The sequence below is a fragment of the Victivallis lenta genome, from assembly GCF_009695545.1.
Taxonomy (GTDB): Bacteria; Verrucomicrobiota; Lentisphaeria; order Victivallales; family Victivallaceae; genus Victivallis; species Victivallis lenta.
The window spans coordinates 56,702-78,882 of record NZ_VUNS01000024.1 but is presented as its reverse complement, the minus strand read 5'-3'; the positions used below and the strand labels follow the sequence as shown (position 1 = coordinate 78,882).

Sequence of the window (22,181 nt, the reverse complement as noted above, 5' to 3'; positions counted from 1 at the left end):
CATCTCGAAAAATACCTTTTACTTGCACTTGAAAGAATGCGAATTTCGATTCAATTATAGAAAGCATGATATCTATCGATTATTATTGAAGGTATGTCGAAATAATCCGCTAAAGATGTCATGAACCATTAATTATTGCAAGATTCTCGTTGAATATGCAGAAGGCCTAACATACAATGCAACTTGTTGTATGCGGGTTTTTCTGCGCTACCTTTACGCGACCGAAAAAGTTACAATGGACTATTCCAGTAAAGTTCCGAATTTGACATATAGGCGTAAATCTCGTTTGCCTTCCGTTTTCACGGATGAAGAAGTCATGAAAATACTTGACTCAATACAGCAAAAAAATGCGCAGAGTCGGCCTGCCCCTGCGCATCAGACTGTCTGCTCATTTGAAGAAATACGGTTTCTTCGGAAGACATCTCATGGAGTCACAGGTAATTTTGAGGTTTGCCGCGATTTTCGCCCAGCGTTCCGGCATGTCATTTTCGTAGAGCCACGGCTGCCATCCGAGTCCGAGATATGTTTTGAGTGCTGGGATTCGGAAATCATCGGTCAGCAGGCTGATTCTGCGATACCCCAGAGACAGACATTTGTGCATGGCGGCAATGCTGACGTTTTTTCCAAGATGATGACCTTTGTACATCGGGTCGGTCAGAACCCAGCCAAGAACGGCGATTTCAGGATGATCCTTGAAATCCGAGGTCTCCGCACCGGCGGAGGCCGCGAATTTTCCAGTGGCGTCGTCAATCATGACGAAAAGGCCGTCGGGCAAAATCTTAGCCTGATAGTTCACGAAGTCCTGTTCCTGCCAATGCCAGTTGATGGTTTGCCGAAGTGCCAGGTATTTGCCGCATTCCGCGGGAGAAACCGCATGCAGGCTGAAGCCATGCGGCATGTTCAGCAACGGAACCGGAGTGGCTTCCGCATCAAAAATCATTTTGAGTTGTCCCATTTTACTGTTCCTTTTTTGAGAGTATCTGATGTTGCCGCGCGCCGGTCAGCGTGAAAATTCCGTCCGGATGGCTTCCAGTTTCTGACGGACCAGAGTTTCCGGTTCGTCGCACTCCGGCATTGCAAGCGAAATTATGCCACGCAACGCGGTGGCGGGATCTCCATCTGGATAGGTTGCCATGATTTTTTTCCCCTGTTCGAGTGCCGTGAACAGGTCGGCAAGATGCTCCAGTGCAGAATTGACAGCTTTGCAGACCGTCAACCTGGAGTAATCATCGCTTAAGTTTTTCCAGAGCACCGCGCCGTCGAATGCATCGCGGAGCATTCCGCTGAATTTCTCGATATCGAGCATCGTTTTGCAGAAGGTGTCGGCGAGCTCGTGGTCGCAGTCTGCCGGAAAGACGTTTGCCGGATCAAACAGCCGTTTCTGAAGAAAATGGTCGTTGCGGTATTGGTCACGAACTGCCGGATCGCGGAAATCCGGAACTTCCACCGGAATTCCTCCTTCTGTTTCACTTCGTACCGCAGAGATACCGGCAAGGGTGACGTCTGCGGCATCGTAGATGCCCCAAGGCGCTTTTTCGCCGGTGAGTATTTCCCTGACAAAATAGTAGATTTCCCAGAAATCGCCACCGTTGTGGCCAGCCGCATCGGCAAGTTCACCCAGTTCCGCCCATTGCGGATCCACCTTCAGGCGTCGGCCATCGCCGCGGGCGCCTACACAGATTCGCAGGCCGTCGCCGATTGCTTCCAGAGATGCGCGGCTTCCCCAGAGCCGGCAGCCGTATGGGGAATCATTGGTTGCTGCCCCCATGAGATTCCGCATGACCGCACCGTTGCTCATTTCCACAAAAGACGGACACATTTTACCCATGCCGCTGTTTCTCGGAAAACCGGGACATTGAACGCTGGCGGCCGGGGCAGTCACACGAATCGGACGCAATCCGGTGATTTTCATCAGCGGTCCGAGAGAGTGCGTGTTGTAGTAATGAAAATTGAGCCAGGATCTCCAGTTGTGCATGGTACAGCCGGGGACGCGCGGAAGTGTGCCGGACGGAGTCCAGTTGCCGTAGATCAGGTCGCGGCAATTATGAAGGTATTCACATTCGCCGTAGAGGAATTCTCCGAAAAAACCTTTGTCCCAAAGTGCCTGAAGGTACATATTCTGCTTGGTGAATGGATAGTTTTCAAGGAGGTTGAAAACCTTGCCGCTCCGTTCAACCGCTTCCACGAGCCGAACGCCATCGGCAGGAGTGAAGAAACCGGTGACTTCGCACATGACATGCATTCCTGCATTCAGCGCTTTTATGGCATGTTCGGCATGCGCGTCAAAAAAGGTCGCAATCAGAACAGCATCCATTCCCGGTGTGCTGAGAAATTCATTTTCATCGGCGAAAACCTGGACATCCGGATAATTTTTCCGGAATTTTTCCCGCATCCCGGCGTCAATATCGCAACCGGCAATTACATCAATCTGCAGATTCCCGGCGATGTTGCCGAAACTGACTCCGCGGCAAAGTCCCCAGATACCGAGCTTGATTCGACGACCCGTTTTAAAAACTGTTCCCATTTTTTATCCTTCAATCAGTTGCTGTTGAATATGTTTTCAAGCCATCTGCAAAGAGCCCCGGATGGATTCTTTACCGGACGATATCCGATGTCGTTTCACGGCAACTTACTTCTGTACAGTTGCGGAGCTCGATTGGTTCAACGTTTTCTGCTGCCGTGTAACTGTTGCCGGAAATAATGACGCGATCTGCCATCTGCACTCTGATGTTTCTGCCGCTGCCGCCGGTGAACCGGTTGTTCAAAATCCGGATGTTCTGATTTCGGATGTCGCTGGTGACCCGGCGGCTCGATTCCACCGTAATTGCGTATTCTCCTCCGGTGGGACAGTCGATGAAGTCGTTGTTTTCCATCACCAGATCTTTGATGGCGCCGCACTCATACCAGTAAGCAAGCAGGTCGCAGAAATACACAGATTCAATCCGTTTGAATGTGTTGTTGCGGATACGCAGCTTTCCGTTATCGGAGATGCGCAGGTGCGGGACTCCTTCCACTTCATTGTTTTCAAAGAGAAAATCGGCGGCACGGGTTTCGTTTTCCATGATGTCGCCGGCTTTGAGACCGGGAGTTTCCTCCTGCAGCTGCATCAGGACGGTACCGTCCGGTTCCGGTCTGACGTCCGCAGCGGTGACAATTGCTTTCCTGTTCTGTGTCTCCGGATCGCTGACAGTAAGTTTGTCGCCGCAGGTATACGGAATCCGCTTGCCGTGGGAGGCGTTTGCGTGTTGAAAGCGAACTGTTCTGCCGGCGACGGAAACGATGCGGGTGTAAAAACCATGAATGTTCAATGCGTCATCCAGTGTATTGGAAATTCTGCTGTTGCGGATTGATATCAGACCGGAACACTGGCTGAAGAACATCCCATCAGCCGTGGTGGAACGACATTCTCCGCGCCCGGGACGTACCACAATTCTGCATCTGTCTATGGAGATGTTTTCCGAAAAATCCGCTACAATTCCCATGCCGCCGCTACGGTAGATGGAGATGCCGTCCAAACGGATTCCCTTGCAGTTCTGCATGTAAATATTGATATTCTGCCGCGGCATATAGTTGAAGAAAAGTTCGTCGCCGATGGGAAAAAGCAGAATCCGGGAGGCTTTGCGATAACGGAAACGGATTCCGTCCGGAGTTTCTTCCGCATCCGTCCAGATAAAGCCGGTGGGCAGATGACTGGTATCTGCCTGAGTGGAACCTGCAAAAATGTAATCCCACGGCGGGCGGCCGCCTTGGGCGTTTCCCAACAGGATCGGACAGTTCCCGGCAGAACTGAAGCTGCTTCGCCCGCAGTCGAAAATGACATGTCCCTCCGCATCTGTCCGGCAGCGGAAAAGTGAGCGGTCGATTTTCAATTCAAAACCGCTGTTGTCTGATGCAACCACCGTTCCCTGCGTCAGCATGGAACAGGCAAAGTCGATCGTGAAGTTTTTCAGCGTGACATTGCTGCACTGCTGAAGATAAAAAGGGAACATGCGGTCCAGAAAGAGAAATTCGGAGCCATTGCCGTCAATGGTGAGGTCGGTAAGTTTCTCCAGAGCAAAAAGAACGTGTTTTCGGGAGGAGCGTAAATAACCGCAATCAATCTCAACGTCAGTCCGACTGCCTTCCCAGTCAAATTGATAGATTCCCTTTTCAAACCGGATCAGATTTTTTTCTCCAGGAATGATTTTACCCAACGCATCTTCAATACTGGCGGAGGCGTTGCCGCGGATATGTTTTATTTCAATGATATTCATTTGATCCCTCAATATTGCCGGACGAGGTCCGGGTGATTCTGATAATCCCGGCTGCTGCCTTCTGGGTAAGGTGTGTTCCAGCCGGTATTTTTCCCTTTGACAACGGGCTGATTGCCGAGTACCACAGGAAGCATGATGCCGCCTTCTCCTTTTTCATCCAGTATGCGGATGGCGATGGTATTCTCTCCGGGCTTCAGGAGATTGCCCGGAATTTCGTAGAGTCGCGGTGTCTGCCACCAGGAAGGTGTCTCCCGCCCGGTTTTCCCTACCAGTTTCCCATTGACATACACCCAGTCGAAGTCATCAATTGCGCCGATGGAAAGGTAGTATTTCTCCAGATTCTGCAGCTTGGAGGGAAGCGGAAATTTCAGGCGATACCAGACATAACCATCGTATTCCTTGCGCAGGAACTGTTCAAAGGCAACGCCGAGCTTTACTTCTGCGCCGTCGGCGATCAGACCGCTTTGCCAGACGAGAGAACCGTCTGCGCCGGTTTCGACTTTTTCCGAAAGGCCTGTATTCTTCGGATCGAGGGCGAAACTCCAGTTGTAATCTGCAAGGTCGATATTATGATTCCCCCCGGACTGGGCGGTGAAGGCTGTGCCGTCGCTGCGGATGGTTACACCCGCTCCGGAAAGAAGGGCGGAAAGAAATCGGCAGGTTTTCCCGCTGGCGGGAGTGTTCCCGAAGAGTTCCGGCGTGATGGAAATCAAGGTGAACCGGCCCGCCCCGTGAGGAAGATCCACCACCACGCCGGGTGAAAAGGCATTTGCCTGCTCCGGAATGCCGTCAAAAAACGGCAGATTGAATTCTTCGTGCCAGTAGAGGTCGTTATTATCCCAGCCGCAACGCCAGAAATGATCGGGGTGATCGACTTTGTGCAGTGCCTGCCGCGCTTTTTTTTCCTTGAGTTTCAAGGGGAACGGCAGCCATATCGATTCAAAGGCATTTCCCGTATGAAGATAGCAGATGTGACCGCCGTTGTAGACAAAACGGGTTAACGCAATGGAGTGTCTGCGGAGTTTTTCGAAATCAGGGTCGGAAATCAGAAGCGTCCGGGCATTTTTCAACACCTGCGCATCCAGTTCCGTTACAGGCGTATATTCTATCTGCATTTTTTTCAGCAGGGCCGTTCCTTTTTCTCCTCCGAAGAAAAGCACATCGCCTTCGACTGTGCCTCTTTGATCCAGATAGGATACCATACGATGAAACAGTGTAGTCGCTGCCGGATCAATCCCCAGGCGCGGGACAAGTTCCAGCTGGGAGGCAATCCAGCTGCCTTCCCTGCCGCAATATTCCAGCAGTGGCGTCTGATAGAGATCGAACCCCGAACAGAGCAAGGCTCGATAATTGCCGTGTGCAGGACGGCGAAAAACATAACTTGCCAACATATTGCGGTTCCCGGCGGCGGCCCAGCCGTAACCTGGCGGATTGTGTTCGTAGGAATCTGCCAGCGAGACTCCGCCGCGCCAGTTCGCGAAATCCTGATCCTGAAAACCGGCCAGTACGGTGTGACCGGGCGCATTGATGAAGGCATGACGGGTACGGGTTTTCATCAACTCCGTGGAACTGGCAAGCTGCTGTTCCAGAATCAGGATGTTGATGCCGTTCGCAGTCAGCCGGTTGAAATCCGGGATATCGCGGGCGGCGGTCAGTGCCTGGCGGCCGATCAACAGAATTCCGGGGCCAGAGGAAAGCGCGGTCGGTGAGGACAGTTCCGTAAACGGTATATTCTGTCTGGTCAGATATTGTTTTACACCGCCTTGAGGATCAAAAAGGTAAATGGGGCGGCTGGTTTTCAGGCCCGGCGGTCTGGGAAACCACTGAACATCGAGAGACGCGGTTATCGGTGTGTCCTGATTGATGCATTCGGCAGCGAGCCTTCCGTCGACCCGACTGGCAGTGTACGGCAGTTTGAATTTCACCGGCAGAACTGCTCTTTCGCCTGAAGCGATGGTACAGCTTTGTTTCATTGAGCGCAGTATGAGGTTGTTTTTACTGCGGAGCGTAATCCGGAATGTCAGATTTTTGTCCTCCGGGGAATCGTTGAGAACCACAAGTTGCTTTTTCAGCACTTCTCCGCCGAACCAGGCGTGATCGAGAGCGTAGGGATCCGGTCCCGGTTCCATGAATTCCGCCAGTACCGGCGCCGAGACCCGGAGATGGGAAGCCATGGACAAAGTGGATTTCAGGAAAAGATTGGTTTCAGAACAAACAAACGGCGGCAGATAAGCTCCATAGACTGCCCGTTCCGGCGAGTATACCGGGCGGGAAAGATCATCCGGCAGCGGAGTGTTCAAATTGCTGCTGGCACAGCCTGCCAGCAGCAGGTGGTAGCTCTGGACGAAACCGAAGAATCCGATTCCGGTGACTCCGGAAAAACGCCAGCCTGGAACGATGGTTTCATTGGAGATGGTGAAAAGTGCGCTGTACAGACCGCTGGGAATCCAGTACTGCGTGTCGCCCTGCTGATCCATCCTGCTGCCCATAAGAGAGTCATCGCCAACATCCTGAAACAGACGGCGGCAGTAAAAGGCACGCCAGCGGTAGCCTTCGTTGCCGAAATAGCGTGAAAAGTTCTCCAAAGAGAGCGGATTGGCTTCGTGGGGATTGAAAACATCCAGCGGACAGAAACTGCCAGGATAAGGAATGTTGAATTCCCCGATGAAGATCGGCAGTTCCCGTTGCAATCCATAGCGCCCGAAGAGGGCGCGCAACTCTTCGAAGGGAGCCCCCCAGGTATGATAACAGTGGGTGGAGAAAGCATCGCCGGCTTCACCGGAGGCCCCGGTGAGCAGCAGCTTGCCGGGAAAGTTCTCCCTCAACATGGCGGTGATTTGCCGAAAGCGGTTTTGGCGGGCTCTCCTGTCGCCGTCGGCAATATTGGGATCGCCGGATGATTCGGCAATAACCTGTCCGTCACGATTAAAAGCGGGATAGCTGGCTGTGTTCTCTTTCAGTCCGATGTATTCTGGGTTGGTGGTTCCTGGGTGAAAATTGAACCAGACATCGAAAAGAAATCCGATGTGGGACGGGTGATTGTCGAAGCGATCCATGCTTTTGAGCGTCGCGGTCTGCTGTTGAAACAACTTCAGAATCTTCCTGTCGCTGTTTTTGAGATGAGTATCGTAATTGAAAGAAATGTGGGCGAGAACCAGAATCCCTTCCTCATCGTAGACATCCAGCAGTTCTTTGGGCATCAGACCGCTGAAATAGACGGTATTCAGATTCATGGCGCGCATCGCCCGCGCTTCTTTGCGTACATAATCGGCATTGGTGCGCCAGTTGGAGGTCCAGTAACCGTTGGTATCCAGAGCGGTATCGGCATAGAGGTTGATTTTCTGACCGTTGAGATAGTAATCGCCTCCTTTTGCCTCGACTTCGACTGCGCCGAAGCGAACCCGTGATTCATCAAGGCGCACGCCGTTGTGTTCCAGTTTGAGTTCACACCAGTAGAGGTCGGGGGATTCGGGACTCCACAGTCGGGGAGGCAGATAATCAAGCTGAACGGAATCGGCAAACGGCAGCTCTTTTTCATAAACCGCTTTGCCGGTTTTCCATTCCCGGATGGTAATGGTAAGGTCGCCGTTTCGCACGGCGGAGTTTTTGAAATTGATCCGCATTGTCCCGTCGGCGACTTGAGTGGAAACGACTGGGGTTCCAAAGTTTGCTGCCGGAGCGACTTCCAGATAGACATATCCGGCGATGCCGCTGCGTTTTTCATCCAGTTTACCGCTTGAACTTACCCGTACAGCCAGCTCGTTCTGCTGACCGTAACGGAGAAGCTGCGAAATATCCAGATCGCAGGCACGCATCGCATCTTTCCAGTAAACCGGGAAACAGGTGAAATCCTTTGTACCGCCGGCCCGCCGGCCGTTGACGAGAATTTCCGCATTATGATTGATCTGATTGAAGCGGAGTACGACTTGTCTGCCCTGCCATTCACGGGGAATATCAATGGTGCGCCGGTACCAGGCGGCGCGAATTTGTTCCAATGGAATGCCATTGCAGGCGGTGACGGTTTTACCGTCACCGGTATGGACGAAGTTTGTCGGATTGCCTCCCCGCCAGTAGCCCGGAACAATGAAGTTTGCCCAGTTTTCCGCATCGGGGGGAGGAAGCGGTTCTTTGATGTTTTTGACTGGGGCGAAATCCCACATGCCGCAGAGGGAGACTTTTTCCCGCATGCCGAATTTTTCCTTCCATGCGTCGGAATAGCTCCAGTTCTTTTTGGCGGAAAGATTTTCCACCGCGAAGTCATCTTTGACTGCAAAGGTGACGGATTCGTGCCGGCCGGTTCTGCTGGAAGATGTGTCGTCGTCCTCCTCCGTTTCCGTTTCCGTTGTCGGTTCGGCGAAGTCAGGAAGCTCGTCTGGATCGCCGAAGAGCATTTCCGCCACATAGAGGGTGCTTCCTTTGGGCAGTGTACCCAGATAAAAAACGGGCGTCCTGATCCCTTGACTGCAATCCTGGCTGGCGATGAAGGAAAGTCGCACCGTCTGCCACTTGCCGGGCTGGGTCGAAATCACCGTGGAGGCATCGGAGCCCAACTTGGCCCACGGTTTGAAATTCTGCATGACCGTGATGGAAAACTGCAGTTTTTGCGGGCTCATCAGCCGGAGGCGGAGTTCATATCGTTGTCCGGCGACGATTTTTCTGCGGGACGGGAATACCACCTGGATGTCCTGCGCCTGTCGACCTGGAACATCCGCCGTTAATTTTACGGAACCTTTCAAGGCGGAATCCGGAACGATTCCGGGAGCATAAGAGCACTCCATCTTGTATTTGCCTTGCCAGATCGGAATCGGTTCAATACTGGAAGCATTGGGAAACTGGAGTTTTTCCATTGTCATTCCCGTCAGTGTTCCGAGGAAGATGAGGATAAAAAGAGTTTTTTTCATGGAGGAGTTCTCCTGGTGGATCAACCTGAAATCATTCAATAAAAAATAGCCTGTCAAGATAGAAAAGCAAAGTTTTTTTCCAGCATTTCGGCTGCTGCGGCGCAATTACGGCAATGAATTTCCGGAGAGATGTTCCGTTTCTGCCACCCAGGAGCCTGCAATCTGGCTATTTCAAAGATCAGCAGCAGCTCTTGGGGAAGTCCGCGGATTTTCTGCATGATGGCCGGCCAGTCCAGCACTCCCAGTCCGGGGAACCAGTGGCACTCGTCCACACCGTCATAGTCGGAGAGATGAAAAGTCCGGAGACGTTTCGACAGCAGGGTGATCGCGTGAGGAACCCGTGCCGGGGTTCCGCAAAGATGGTTTACGTCGCAGCAGATACCGATTGCCGACGGCAAGTCCTTCAGTATCAGCAACAGTTCTTCGGGGGTATTGCCGAGGCAGCTCCGGGGAAGCAGTTCCAAATTGAGAGATGCTCCGGACTGTATCATATCCTCTGAAAGTTCCAGGAGACTTCGGCGCAGGGAAGTCATCGCCTGTTGACGGACTTCCGATGCAATGGGTTCGTCGCTGCCGTGAATGGTGAAATTCCTGCAGTTCAAAACACTGCAGAGAGATAAAAAATCACGGATATGTTTTATCCCTTCGCGTCGGGCGGTTTCATCGGGCGAAGCGAAGCTCCAGAAAGAAAATGGCCCGAAGGGGATATGAATGCTGGCCACTTCCAGGATCCCTGCCTGCTGCATGGAGAAGAGCGCCTTCACGCTGCGGCGAAAAACGTCAAAGTCATCTCCTCCGGCAGAGTACTCAATCTTATGGATTTCAGAATGGGTCATCGCCTCTTGCCATATCTGGGTCGTCACTTCCTGATCCGAAAAAGAAATTGCGTAAGAGTACATGGTTGTTCCTTCAAGTCATAATAGGAAAGAGGCCTTCCGGCAAATAGAGGAAGGCCGGGCCGGTGATGGCGGGATTTACTGTATGGTCCCGTATTCCGGGTCTACAAGCTCGTTGCCGATACCTCTGAATTTGAAACTGGACACATGACCGTCAACGAATGCAATATTGGTGGCATTGCTGTGGTTCCACGCGGGGGAGTAAAAACCGTTGAGGTTTCCGGACGCATTGGTGAACAGATAGTTGACATAGGCTCTGCCGCCGTATCCGCTATCTTGGCTTACATAATTTTTTTCGCCGAAAAGCGCGGAGCTGCTTTTCATTTTGGCGATGGCGAAAGAATACTGCCACTCACTGCTGCGATCCTTGAATACCCAGAGATGCTGCGTTAAGTGGGCTGCCCAGCTGACATAGGAATCCGGATGGGCAAAAGCCTGGTAAGAGGAGGTGTAATATTTGGCGCCTTCAACATTGCGGGGTACCGTAGGACAAATGGCCAGCGATGAGGTACCGGGGCCGACCAACAGCACTTTGCTTGTCGGATCATAATCATTCTTGTTGGGCAGATATTCCGCAAGATAGTTGATGTAGCTTCCCCATGGATCGGCAGGCGGAAGCCAGCCGCCATTGCTGTCGGCATAGAGCATGATGGCGGTGGCGATCTGCTTCATATTGCTGACACAGGTGATGGTATGGGCTTTCTGTCTTGCTTTGTTCAGAGCCGGCAGCAGCATTGCGGCGAGAATCGCGATGATGGCGATCACGACAAGAAGCTCGATAAGCGTGAATCTACGAATTTTCATCTGCATTCCTCCTGTTTGATGTTGGGTGAAAATATGTGAACCGAATTGTCGGTAAAGCAGGAACATTCAATTGCTTTCCTCTGTTTCAAGCATGATCGCGTCAAGCGGCGGGATTTCCGTCGTCATAGACGCGCCGCTCCACGCTTCTTCGCCGTTCGCTGTGAGAATTCTGCCGTGAAACGGAACTTCGAAGTCAATCCGGCACGGTTCCGCTTTTTCCCCGAAATTCACCAGCAGCAGCGCCTGCCGGGTACCGCAGCTCCATTTCGAAGCCAATACGTTCGGAGTGGAAACCGGCGCACGATGCCGTAAATGAATTTCAGAACTCCCGCAGACAATGCATGGAGTCTTTTCCATGCGCCCCTCCACAAGGTATTTGGCGGCTGCTCCGCGCCGCCAGGCGTTGAGGCGGCCGATCAGGGTCAGCAGCGGTTCCTGTGCCGGTTCCGGCTGCTCCCACTTCAAACCCCAGTTCCAATGAATCTTCCCGCCGTCTTTCAGCACCGCGGCAAGCAAATTCCCATTGACGAAGTTCCAGGCGGTATTCCATTGCAGGAAAAACGGAGTCTTCGCCGTATCGATCCAGGCGGAAAGGCAAACCCCGTTCCCGGAAAATCCGACGCAATATTCATGGAAAAGATAGGAGTAAAGCGGCACCGGCATTCCGCAGGTCCCCCAGGCCAGATGACTTCGGAGATCGTTGAGTTTGCAGAATTCCATGTACGGCTCCGCGGCGGCATTTTCACACCCCAGAACCGTCTCCTCCGCCGCAAGGGCAGCCTTTTCCAGCAGCGTCCGCATTGCGGTGGTCTGCCAGGCGCCCGGCAGGGAAGGATGTCCATGCTTCGCCGAGTAGCAGAGCGGTGAAGCCGCACCCTGATTCTGGTCGAAATATTGCAGATAATCGATCCTGGCGCGATGGGCCGCCGAAATTTCATTGCAGACAATCCGGGCTGTGGCGTCACGCGCCGGACACAGATCGTATCCCAGGCGGATCGAATGTGCGCCGTTGCAGTTCCGCGAATACGCTTCGCCGCGGGGGCCGGTGCAGATCTCGTTTTCCAGTTCTTCGGCCTCGAACTGCTCACGGCAGTCGTAGCCCGGTTCCAACATGCTCTGCTGAGTCCAGCCGATTCCGGAAGCGTACAGGCCGACCCGGTCTCCCGCCTTGTGCATCGCATCGGTGAATTCGCCGAGCGCCTCTTCTCCGCCATACGGCGGCCAGATATACGGCGGAGCCCACGGCGCAGTGCCTTCCCAATGCATCAGCAGCGCCAGAAGCGGTCCGTTCCACCTTTCACGCAGCCTGTCGAGGAAGGGAAGAGCCTTCCGGTAGGGAAAATATTCATTGGGCGCCATTTCGCTGCTGTCCAGGCCGTGCCCGCGGACGGGAAACGCGATGACGACCGGCGATTCCTTGAGCCAGCCGGGAATGCGTTTCCCGATCTTTTCCGGCAGCAGCGGATCATGTCTGAGCATCCAGGCACGGTAAATTTCCGCGGCATCCTGCCAGTTGCCGGCAAATGCGGCTGTGACAATCTCGAATTCCGGACCGGGAGCGCCTCCCGTGAAATTCTGCACCATGAGCCGGCGGGCCTCGTCGCCTTCACATTGAATGTCCAGCGTTTTAGGCGCATGGGCGGAGTCGGCGCAGCCGATATACAATCCTGTTTCGCCCTGAAAGCAGGCGGCGAACTGCATCGCGGCGGGACCGGGGTAAAATCCGTTGCATCCGGAGAGCGGATATTGGCTGTATTCGCATTTGAAATTCGCCGCTTTTTCACGCCAGTCAAGATGATCGATCAGCGTGCCTTCCGCAAAGGGGAGCAGGAAGCGTTCTTCCGTGGAACGGCGCAGCCGGAGGCGCGGGAAATCCGTCCATTCGCACCGGCAGGCCGGATTTTCCGTCGAAACCTGAATCCGCCAGCGGATCTCGGTTTTCTTCTGGACTGCCCATACTTTGACGGCGGTGTCGCGCAGCCTGCGGCAGTTGAAGTATTCGATTTCAAATCCGTCCTGCGACCTGTGGAGGGTCACATCCGAGAAATCCGAACGGTCAAGCCGGATCGGATTCCCGATGAAGTCCCGCAGCTGGACGACGAACAGCCCGGAACCCCCTGCCGGTTCAACGGCGGCGAACTCAATGCCGGCGCACTGAAGCAGAACAACATTTCCCGCTTCATCAAAATCAAGATTGATTCTTTTCAAATTCAGTGTCATAATAAATTCCTGGTCGTTTGTTTATAAGTATTATGACACAAAACCAAAAAGATGACAAGACATAAAATCGGAAAAAAATGTAACAATCCGTCATTTTGACGGATTCAGGGCCGCAGATTTTCTGTATTTCGCCGGCGTGATCCCATACGCTCTCCGGAACAGTTTTATCATATAATTTGCGGAACAGAAACCGCTTTCCGCTGCAATCTCATTCATTGATTTCGAGTTCGAGGCCAACAGGTATTGAACTTGAAGCAGACGTATTTTCAGCAGATATTCCATTGGAGAAATTCCGATCTGATCCCGGAACTTCTTGGAAAAAGACGAGACGCTCATGTTTAACTTCGACGCCAGCTGCTTCAATGAAAAATGGCATGTCGGATTCTCCTCCATAATGGTAATTGCATCCAGAATGCACGCCATTTCCTCTTCCACCGACGGGCGCAGGAATTGTGCGGAACGCATCACGGAAATAAGAAAATCAACGACCAGCGAGGTTGTCATGATTTCATACGCCAGAGGGCGCATACGGAATTCCGCAACCGCCCGGTCCAGATTCTCCATGCCCCGGGTCCGCTGGCCGACGGGAACGTGCACAACAACTCTGGGCGTGCCGGTCCGGTTGCCGAAGAACCAATTCCAGCCCGGCAGGACGTCCAGATGCCGGAACTGTTCCAGAAAGTCCTGCCGCAGCGAGATGTTATACAGAACCATTGTTCCGCACGCATCATATCCATGCCGCTCCCCTTTCTGAATGGAAAAGACATCTCCCTGAATCAGGCTGTCGGTATGATGCGTGCCATCCGTCGTCACATGGTGGTGGATCGCCGTTCCTCTGGCAACAAAGGCGATTTCCGTGAATTCATGCTGATGCATCGGCACTTGTTCCATCTGATATGCTTTTTCAATGGCAACGGAACATTCCGGAACCATTTTCACATCGGCTTCGGAAAAAAATCCTTCACGGGGCATTTCAACTCCTTCAAATTTTTTGTGTTGCGCACCGTTCCGGCAATTTGGGGAAGGGGCGGAAAAACAGTGGAGCCGGTTTGTCTGTATGCTGCGGCTGTCTGAAAACCGGAAAGACTCCGTAGGGAAGAATACATCAGCAAGTCTGTTTCGTCAAGTGCCGGATTCGGTTCCGAAGCGTGAATTTGAAGAAATAATCATAAACCGCGATCTTCCGATTCCCCAATGGCGTTCACGCCGTCGTCAGAGCGATGAAACTGGAAAACCGGTGATCTGCTTATCAGACATTTCTGCGCGAGGAATGGGAAAGCCTGACGGAGCATGAACCGCTTTGCGGACAGCGGAAATATCGCGTCGTTTATTCTCCCTCTTTCGGAAGACGGAAAAAAGACGGCAAAACAGTTTGCGGAAACGGAACGTGCCCGCCGGACTTCGGCGGGCGACGATGAGGCCGAAGCGCCCATAGCAGACGCCCCTTTGAAGTCCAGGCGGTCGCGGAGTTCGAAACGCCGGGAAAACACTCGTCCGATATTCCGGGAAACGGCCAGGAGCGCGGTGCGGAAACGGCGGCGGCGCTGATGATGCCGGAAATCCGTGATCCCATTCTCTCCCGAACGGAAGCGGCGGGGAGAACCGTCAAATGCGGCGGCGCCGGTCACTTTTTGAAAACTCCGGTCCGGAGTCAGCGGCTGTTCATCGGGATGCGGGTTGTTATCGCCCTGCGTGATGATGCGGTCTTTTTCAATGCGGATCACGCGGTGAACATACGGGCGCTCCGCGTCGATTGCGACGATATCGCCCGGACGGAGTTCCGAAAACGGAACCGCTTCAAGTTCAAGCGTGTCGCCCGGCGCGAAAACGCCTTTCATACTGTTTCCCGTATAAAAGATCATGAGATCATTCGTCGGTCAGCAGGCCTTTTTCACGCAGAACGCCGAAAAACTTCGCAACATCCTGTTTCGCCTGCGCTTCCGTGACGTCGGAGAATTCGGCGAGAATCGCATGGATTGCGTCCGCTTCCGTTCCGCCGGAGGCGAGAACCTTCCAGACGGCGACGCCTGTGGAATTCAGTGAAATTGCTTTGTTGCGGTCGGGGTCGAACACGATTCCGGTTCCGTCAAACTCCTCCCGCATCATAACAAACGGATTGAGTTTCATAAAAAATCCCACACCTGTCCTTCCATGTTAGGTTTTGTCAAGCCACTTTTGTAACTTTTTTCCAGTTTTTCTTATATTCGAAGCGTAATTCCCCTTACCCATGTAACCATAGGTGTCGTTTTTTGCTAAAATCAAAACTTATTGTATCTCTGTTTCTGTTCTTCAAAAGATATTTTCTAGCACTTCACACCGGCAGCGGGTAAGCCATCGTTCCCAACCTTCCATCGACCGCGAACGTTCCAGACATTCGCCGATAATATGCCACATGCGAAAAACGTGTGAATTCGAGGTCTCTATCTTTAAGGTGTCGGATGCAATCCGCAACCAAGAGTTTTGTCGAGTAGCCTCTATGTTCAAAAATATCCTTTCGTTCTCCTTAAAATGGCGGTGAATTTCTCAACCTTTCCTACGGCATCTTTCGAAGACCAGGAGGTGAAACGAGTTGATTCACCATAAGCTTATGCTGCAATTGGTTTGTTAATAATCGCCCCTTCAATAACTTCGCCTTTAACCACATATCGCCACAACGCAACCATCAACTGACGTGCGAGCGCGACAATGGCGGTTCTCCGACTACGTCCTTTTTGCGCAAGGCGGTCTTTCCATTTTTTTGTCAACCAACTTTCCGGTTGCCAGCGATACCACAGCCATGCACATTCAATCGCCATTTTTCGCAGACTTTTGCGTCCGGCTTTGCTGATTCCCTGATCTCTTTTCATTGTCCCACTGGCATATGGACATGGTGTCAATCCGAAAAATGCGGCAAATTGTTTTCCCGTGGCAAAACGGTGAAAATCTCCGATCTCCCAAGGCAAGTGCCGTGACAAACGATCTCCGACACCTTTAAACTGTTGCAATTTTCTGACCGTTTCTGCCGTCGAATCAGTGTTGCCATTTTGTTTGGAAGTTTCTTCATCGTGATTCTGGAATTTCTGGATGGTCTGTTTCCAACCAGCCAGTTCTTTCTCGAACAACTCCAGTTCGGCAAGCAAATTGGGAAGCCGAAGCAACAACAAGCTGGGACATTCTGCCCATTCCGGCAATTTCGACCATTTTCTAATTGCCTTGCGCCACTCTACCGCCGTCCGGTGTGATTTAAAACCTGGCAACGGTGTGCGTTCTATCAAAGAAATCATTTGAGCGTTTACGCGATCTATTGATTTTTTGATACGATCCCATTCTCGTTCCGCATCCCGACGACCTTCCTCTTCCAAGGACGGGATGTAAACTGTTGGTATATGATCCGAGGGGTGCAAGGCGGCAAGGAATTTTGCATCAAGTTTGTCCGTCTTGATCGTCTTTCCACTCATAATCACTTTCAACTTGTTGATCGGAAGGATATGAACATTCGCACCAAGTGCAATCAACTTACGAGCTGGCCAGTAGCCATAGCGACCTGCTTCATAGAAAATATCTACGCGTTTGCCACTATGAAGCAAATTTGTGACCAGCTCAAACACGCGATCCTCTTTGCTTTGATCAACCTTGTCTTTCAAACCGTAATAACTCATTTTTCCCGCTTCCCAGTCCTGAACGGCTGTTGCCCAGAGACTGCCTCCCATATCAATTCCGACACTTATCTGGTTCTTGACTTGACTTTCACTGCGAATGGCATTACCTTTTCTCTGCATTTTTGAGCTCCTTTTTCGGTAATTTGGTTTGAGTAAATTTCCAAAGTTACTCGACAAAGGAGTTCTTTTCTACTCCGACAATTGCTTGTCACCTATACATGGTATCTAACAATTTTCAAAACGGCATAATTTTCTGATTACGCCCCCTCATTTTCATCTATTTCACACCAATTCTCAAAAGTAGCCCCCCCTTGTTGTAAATCTGCTGTCCTAAAAAGCGAACTCAGGTTGAAATAAATCCGGCTCCGGCGGTTTTGTGAATGGTTGATCCAACCATTGCAGTAAATCCCGATAGACGAAAAGATTCCACTTCAGAAATGTCACCAGGGTGGAGAAATGCCACTTGGCCTTCGATAAAAACTTCAGATCACACCTGTCCTAGATTGTGTCGTCAATAGATGTGTGCTATATTATACAAACGTCAAAAAAGGATGTAAGAAAAATGGCGAATGCATACGAACGACATGATATATCGGATGAATCTTGGGCTAAAATTGAATTTTTGCTGCCGGGACGCAAGGGAACCTGGGGCGGCAACGCTCGCGACAACCGGCAATTTATCAATGCGGTATTTTGGATTTTACGAACGGGGGCACCTTGGCGTGATTTACCGCCAAGTTATGGAGATTGGAAAAATACCCACCGATGCTTTTGCCGCTGGCGCGACAAAGGAGTTTGGGAGAATCTTCTTGTGGAATTAATTGATAATCCGGAATTTGAGTTGTTAATGATTGATGCGAGTCATGTCAAAGTTCATGCACATGGAAGCGGTGCACGTGGAGGAAATCAAGATATGGCCAAGACAAAAGGGGGCTCAATACCAAGATACATTTGGCCGTGGATGCGTATGGTATGCCGGTCAGAATCCTTATTACAGAAGGTACCACAGCGGATTGTAAGCAGGCTGAAGCCTTGATTGATAACATCAAAGCGAAGGTTCTTCTGGCAGACCGTGGTTATGATTCGGACGCAATTGTCGAGAAAGCGGAAAAAGCAGGGATGAAGGCAGTTATTCCCCCAAGAAAGAATCGCAAAATGCAACGTGAATACGATAAGGAGTTGTACAAGTTACGGCATCTTGTCGAGAATGCATTCATGATATTAAAAACGTTGGCGCGGAGTCGCAACCAGATATGCTAAAAACACCGCTTCGTTTCTTGCTACAGTACAAATCAGGTGTATTGCGACTTAGGTCTTTTAGCTATTGACGACACGATCTACGCTTTCGGTCATATTCCCGGGCTACTTCGGAAGAATCGCGGACCAGTACCTTCCTCCAACGCCTGTAACTGAGTAGTCTGTTTTTCCGAGGTGAGGCTTTTGCTGTCTGCACCCGTTTCTTTTGCAGTTCCGCTTTCGGATCGTATTTATTCTTGTGCCGCTTGATGAAAAGGGAAATCCCCGGCAGGGAGATTGTGACGCCGTGTTTCTGCAGCATGGCCTGAATCTCCTTCAAGGTCTGGCGCCGAAACCATGCCTTCAGAATTTCATTCCGGTACGGCGTCAGTTTACTTTGGAATGGTGGTGTGCTTTCTTTTCCCGGCATAGCTGTTTTCTCCTTCAACCATCATACTATACAGGCTGATTACCGGATTTCAAGTCCCGTCATTTTTCGTTTATGATTAGATAATTACGCCATATAAGCATTAAAATATTTAATGCTATCGGCGTACCTGTTTTCAAAGCGTTAAATCAGTTAACGCAATTTAACGCTTTTTTCTGCCGGCCTAACACAGTTAGGAGTATTGCGTTTCCTATTTTTTCTCTTCTCTTTGAAAAGTGTACATCTTGGGCAGGTGTTCAGGTTTAGGATGAGTCTGGTCATTGTAAGCTTGATTTATGGCTTTTACATTGAGTTTCAAAAGGGATTTTTTTCTTTTGAAAGAAGGTGTTGGAGCTATGTTCAATATGACGAAGATTAAGGCTGTTCGTGGGGATGGTCGTTCTTTTTATATGAATCATCTTTCTTCGAATGATTATTATTCGGAGCATGAAAAAGTACAGGGAAGATGGTGTGGACGGTTGGCGTTGGAGTTCGATTTGTGGGATGCGGTCAGTTCGGAGGAGTTCAGCTTGTTTCAACGGAACATCAATCCTAAAACCCTGGAAAAACTGACGCAGCGGACTGTAAAATCAGGCGTCCGGTTCTTTGATTTTCAATGTGCGGCTCCGAAGTCGGTATCGATCATTTCATTGTTCGATTCCCGGCTGCTTCAGGCCCATGAGGAGGCGGTTCAGGCGGCGATGCACGAACTGGAAGATCTGGCCGCGGTCCGGGTGCGGACGGGCGAAAATGTGAAAACCCGGAACTATGAGCTTACCGGCAAACTCCTTTATGCGCGGTTCACGCACGACACCAGCCGTGCGCTCGATCCGCAGCTCCATACGCATAATGTGGTGGTCAATCTGACGCAGGACGCCGACGGCAATTATAAGGCCCTGGAGGCCCTGGAGATGTGCCGGGCGATTCGCTACGCCGGGAAGGTCTACCACAACCATCTGGCCCGGAAATGCCGGGAACTCGGTTACGAAACGGTTGACCACCGCGACGAGAAAGGCCGGATCGTCTGGTTCGACCTGAAAGGCGTTTCGGCGGAGGTGATGGAACTCTACTCGAAACGCCGCCGTGAGATTGAGGCCGAAGAACAGAAATTCATCGCGGAGCATGGCCGGAAACCGACGTTCGCGGAGAATAATTTTCTTTCGATGACGACCCGCGAAAACAAGCTGAAAACTTCCGACCGGGCGAAGGTGCGGCAGTTCCAGCTTTCGCAGCTTTCGGATGAACAGCGCCGGGAACTGAATGAGATGGTCCGGGAAGCCGGGAGGCACACCGGCAGCCTGCCGGGAAATGATATCGAAACCTGCGTCCGGATGATCCGGGAAGCCCTGCCGCAGTTATACGAACGCGAAAGCGTTCTGAAGCTCGACAAGATTCTCGGTGAGGTCCTGAACCGGAACCTCGGCCATGTTGAGCTGGAGGTTTTGAAACAGGCCGTTCCGCACGTACCGGAGCTGTGCAACCTCGGAGGGCTGAAGGAGAATCCGTGGTATTCGCCGCAGGAGGTAATCGACCGTGAACTCTACGCGATTGAAGCAGTAGAACGCCAGCGTAATCTGCTTACTCCCATCGCGCCGGAATTCGAAGCATTTCCGGGCGAAGAGAGCCGGCAGGAACAGGCCGCGATCATTCATGGGCTGCTGAACTCTCCGGATCGTTTCAACCTGTTCCGGGGCGTGGCCGGTTCCGGCAAGACCTCGACTTTGCAGGAACTTTGCCGGGGCCTTCAAAGCTGCGGCCTCGAACGCATTTACCTGATCGCGCCGACCAACAGCGCGGTTGAGGTGCTGAAAGGGGAAGGATTTCAGTATTCAAGCACCGTCGCGAGCTTTTTGCTTTCGGAAAAGAAACCGGAAGCGGGCAGTTACGTGATCATCGATGAAAGCGGACTGAATTCTCTGCGCGAAGGCGCGGAGATTATCCGGCTCGCCAACGAGAACGACTACCGGGTGCTGTTCGTCGGCGACGCCCGGCAGCATACTTCCGTTGAAAGCGGCGACTTCTTCCGGCTGCTGGAAAACCATTCCGGGATTGCACGCTTCGAGCTGAGAACGATCCGTCGGCAGCAGTCCGAGAACTACCGCGCCGGGATTGCCTATTGTGCCGACGGCTATTTTCAGGCGGCTTTCGATACATTCGAGGAGAACGGTTTTATTCATGAAGGGAAATCCGACTACCTGAAGAAAGCGGCGGAGAGCTATCTGGAGTTCACGGAAAACGGCCGTTTTCCCGAACGGGCGATTCTGGTGGCGCCGACACATGACGAGTGCGACAACCTGACCTCCGCCGTCCGCGAACGGCTGAAGACGGCCGGAGTGATTGCTCGAACCGGACGAATGCTGCCGGTATTCCGCAGTTGGCGGTGGGAGAAAGCCATGCTGGCGGAGGCTGCGAACTATCGCCCCGGCATGGCGGTATCCTTTGTGCGCAGCCTCAAGGATATCGCGGAGGCGGGCGAATATGCGGTGGTCGAATCGATCGCAGACGGAATGCTGCATTTCACCAGCGGCAAGTCGATCCACCTCCGGCGGTCGGCGGGTTATATCGAAGCGGGAGAACTGCGGGAAATGGAACTTTGCCCGGGGGATGTGATCCAGTTCGGCGTCAACCTGAAAAGCCGGAAAATCTATAACGGCAACCTCGCCCGGATCGTTGATGATCCGGCAAAGATCATGCTGCTGAACGCCGATGGAACCGACCGGGAACTGGTTGATTTTCCGGAGAACTGCTCAGCGATCAGTCCCGGCTGGGTTACAACCTCCTACAAGTCACAGGGGCGGACCGCCGATACGGTGGTTGTGGCGGCGCAGGAGATAGACCGGAAAAGTTTCTATGTGGCCCTGAGTCGCGGGCGGTTGAATATGGCGCTGCACTGTCCGGATAAAGAGTTTCTGAAAGAACAGTTATTGAAAGATAAAAAATGCCGCCTGAGCGTGCATGATCTGGTCGATGAGGGGGAGATTCCCCGCGTTCCGGAACGGCGGCCTTTGCCGGAGGAGGTTCGGCTGCTGGCGGCAGAGAAGCGGCCGGATACAGAGTACAAGTCTGTGGAAGGGCGACTGAGGAAGTTGCGGAGATATCTGAAGGGAGTGGCGGCCCGGGTAAGGCGTTATTGTCGGAGAGTGGCGGACCGCCGCAGTCGCAATGCCAGATACGGTTTCGGAATCGTTACGGAAAAGACATTGCTTGAACTTGAAAAGGAACACGCCGTCGAATTTCCGGCGGTCCAGCCTCCAAAGCCGCTTGAATCGGAACCGGTCATAAAAGAACTGATTCGTCAGGGAAACGCCGTTCCGGATGAGCCGAAGCCGGCGGTGAGAAAAAACAATGCTCCAGCCCGTTCTCGTAGTTCATGGGGATGGGATGAGTTCGAGGCATGGATCGAAGAGGAAAAGCGCAAGCATGGCGGGAATGATCCGGAGCCGGGAGTTGAAAGAACAGCCGCTCAGGAGGATCATCATAGTTCGGAGAGATGGAATGCGGAAGAAAAACACAACCCCTCGGAGCTGGAAAAGCTGGAATCGGAGCCGGTACTTGAAAAGGTCGGCGTTCCAGCACGGTCCCGCAATTCGTGGGGTTGGGAGGAGTTCGATGCATGGGTTGAAGAGGAAAAGCGCAAGCTCAATGAGCGCGAGGCTGCTCAGAAAGAGTTGGAACCGGAATCGAAGCCGAAACCGAAGAAGGAGAAAGCCGTTAAAAGCAGATCGCCGGAACGGGCGCAGCCCCGTTTTCCGGCGCCGCCGGAGATCCCAAAGGATTCCGGGCGTGGAATGGATTTATAATCAACC

The 22,181-nt window shown here is 52.2% G+C and carries 13 protein-coding genes and 2 pseudogenes; 3 read left to right on the top strand and 12 right to left on the bottom strand.

Annotated elements, in window-relative coordinates:
• Nucleotides 1-124 (top strand): annotated as a pseudogene (locus tag FYJ85_RS23260) (IS1595 family transposase); the annotation flags it as partial.
• A gap of 264 nt (nt 125-388) precedes the next feature.
• On the opposite strand, the gene FYJ85_RS17750 reads toward FYJ85_RS23260, so the two are convergent.
• The 11 genes from FYJ85_RS17750 to FYJ85_RS17700 all read right to left on the bottom strand — a co-directional run bounded on the left by FYJ85_RS17750 (nt 389) and on the right by FYJ85_RS17700 (nt 16,832).
• Nucleotides 389-955, bottom strand: coding sequence for a GNAT family N-acetyltransferase (locus FYJ85_RS17750; RefSeq protein WP_154419896.1), 567 nt, complete (start codon nt 953-955; stop codon nt 389-391).
• A gap of 45 nt (nt 956-1,000) precedes the next feature.
• Nucleotides 1,001-2,524 carry a Gfo/Idh/MocA family protein gene (locus tag FYJ85_RS17745; protein ID WP_154419894.1) on the bottom strand — a complete coding sequence of 508 codons (1,524 nt, stop codon included), beginning with the start codon at nt 2,522-2,524 and terminating at the stop codon, nt 1,001-1,003.
• A gap of 70 nt (nt 2,525-2,594) precedes the next feature.
• Nucleotides 2,595-4,253, bottom strand: coding sequence for a hypothetical protein (locus tag FYJ85_RS17740; protein ID WP_154419892.1), 1,659 nt, complete (start codon nt 4,251-4,253; stop codon nt 2,595-2,597).
• An 8-nt stretch (nt 4,254-4,261) separates the two neighbouring features.
• Complete coding sequence (locus FYJ85_RS17735) at nt 4,262-9,154, bottom strand: glycoside hydrolase family 2 protein (RefSeq protein WP_154419890.1); 4,893 nt, start codon at nt 9,152-9,154, stop codon at nt 4,262-4,264.
• A gap of 53 nt (nt 9,155-9,207) precedes the next feature.
• The gene (locus FYJ85_RS17730) at nt 9,208-10,053 is read right to left on the bottom strand and encodes a sugar phosphate isomerase/epimerase family protein (protein ID WP_154419888.1); all 846 of its coding nucleotides are present in this window, start codon (nt 10,051-10,053) and stop codon (nt 9,208-9,210) included.
• Between the two features lie 75 nt (nt 10,054-10,128).
• Nucleotides 10,129-10,920, bottom strand: coding sequence for a prepilin-type N-terminal cleavage/methylation domain-containing protein (locus FYJ85_RS17725; protein ID WP_206213283.1), 792 nt, complete (start codon nt 10,918-10,920; stop codon nt 10,129-10,131).
• A complete protein-coding gene (locus FYJ85_RS17720) occupies nt 10,921-13,074 on the bottom strand; it encodes a DUF6259 domain-containing protein (RefSeq protein ID WP_154419886.1) in 2,154 nt (717 codons plus the stop codon).
• A 90-nt stretch (nt 13,075-13,164) separates the two neighbouring features.
• Entirely contained in the window at nt 13,165-14,046 is an 882-nt protein-coding gene (locus tag FYJ85_RS17715; protein WP_154419884.1) for an AraC family transcriptional regulator, read from the bottom strand.
• A gap of 194 nt (nt 14,047-14,240) precedes the next feature.
• Nucleotides 14,241-14,912: a S24/S26 family peptidase gene (locus FYJ85_RS17710; protein WP_206213282.1), complete on the bottom strand. Its 672-nt coding sequence runs from the start codon at nt 14,910-14,912 to the stop codon at nt 14,241-14,243.
• 28 nt (nt 14,913-14,940) lie between these two features.
• Nucleotides 14,941-15,201, bottom strand: coding sequence for a PqqD family protein (locus FYJ85_RS17705; protein WP_154419880.1), 261 nt, complete (start codon nt 15,199-15,201; stop codon nt 14,941-14,943).
• Between the two features lie 458 nt (nt 15,202-15,659).
• On the bottom strand, nt 15,660-16,832 hold the full coding sequence (locus FYJ85_RS17700; RefSeq protein ID WP_154419878.1) for an IS110 family RNA-guided transposase: 1,173 nt from the start codon (nt 16,830-16,832) through the stop codon (nt 15,660-15,662).
• Between the two features lie 442 nt (nt 16,833-17,274).
• On the opposite strand from FYJ85_RS17700, the pseudogene FYJ85_RS17695 reads away from it, so the two are divergent.
• Nucleotides 17,275-18,024: pseudogene (locus FYJ85_RS17695) on the top strand (IS5 family transposase).
• Between the two features lie 9 nt (nt 18,025-18,033).
• On the opposite strand, the gene FYJ85_RS17690 reads toward FYJ85_RS17695, so the two are convergent.
• Entirely contained in the window at nt 18,034-18,378 is a 345-nt protein-coding gene (locus tag FYJ85_RS17690; RefSeq protein WP_154419876.1) for a hypothetical protein, read from the bottom strand.
• A gap of 293 nt (nt 18,379-18,671) precedes the next feature.
• Between FYJ85_RS17690 and mobF the strand changes: the two genes are divergently transcribed.
• The gene (gene mobF / locus FYJ85_RS17685) at nt 18,672-22,175 is read left to right on the top strand and encodes a MobF family relaxase (RefSeq protein WP_154419874.1); all 3,504 of its coding nucleotides are present in this window, start codon (nt 18,672-18,674) and stop codon (nt 22,173-22,175) included.
• The last annotated feature ends 6 nt before the right edge of the window (nt 22,176-22,181 follow it).

Coding starts and splice junctions, on each gene's coding strand:
- FYJ85_RS17750 (WP_154419896.1), bottom strand. CDS start 955: ATGGGACAACTCAAAATGATTTTTGATGCGGAAGCCACTCCGGTTCCG.
- mobF (WP_154419874.1), top strand. CDS start 18,672: ATGGCTTTTACATTGAGTTTCAAAAGGGATTTTTTTCTTTTGAAAGAA.
- FYJ85_RS17740 (WP_154419892.1), bottom strand. CDS start 4,253: ATGAATATCATTGAAATAAAACATATCCGCGGCAACGCCTCCGCCAGT.
- FYJ85_RS17715 (WP_154419884.1), bottom strand. CDS start 14,046: ATGCCCCGTGAAGGATTTTTTTCCGAAGCCGATGTGAAAATGGTTCCG.
- FYJ85_RS17700 (WP_154419878.1), bottom strand. CDS start 16,832: ATGCAGAGAAAAGGTAATGCCATTCGCAGTGAAAGTCAAGTCAAGAAC.
- FYJ85_RS17725 (WP_206213283.1), bottom strand. CDS start 10,920: ATGTTCCTGCTTTACCGACAATTCGGTTCACATATTTTCACCCAACAT.
- FYJ85_RS17730 (WP_154419888.1), bottom strand. CDS start 10,053: ATGTACTCTTACGCAATTTCTTTTTCGGATCAGGAAGTGACGACCCAG.
- FYJ85_RS17710 (WP_206213282.1), bottom strand. CDS start 14,912: ATGAAAGGCGTTTTCGCGCCGGGCGACACGCTTGAACTTGAAGCGGTT.
- FYJ85_RS17720 (WP_154419886.1), bottom strand. CDS start 13,074: ATGACACTGAATTTGAAAAGAATCAATCTTGATTTTGATGAAGCGGGA.
- FYJ85_RS17690 (WP_154419876.1), bottom strand. CDS start 18,378: ATGCCGGGAAAAGAAAGCACACCACCATTCCAAAGTAAACTGACGCCG.
- FYJ85_RS17735 (WP_154419890.1), bottom strand. CDS start 9,154: ATGAAAAAAACTCTTTTTATCCTCATCTTCCTCGGAACACTGACGGGA.
- FYJ85_RS17705 (WP_154419880.1), bottom strand. CDS start 15,201: ATGAAACTCAATCCGTTTGTTATGATGCGGGAGGAGTTTGACGGAACC.
- FYJ85_RS17745 (WP_154419894.1), bottom strand. CDS start 2,524: ATGGGAACAGTTTTTAAAACGGGTCGTCGAATCAAGCTCGGTATCTGG.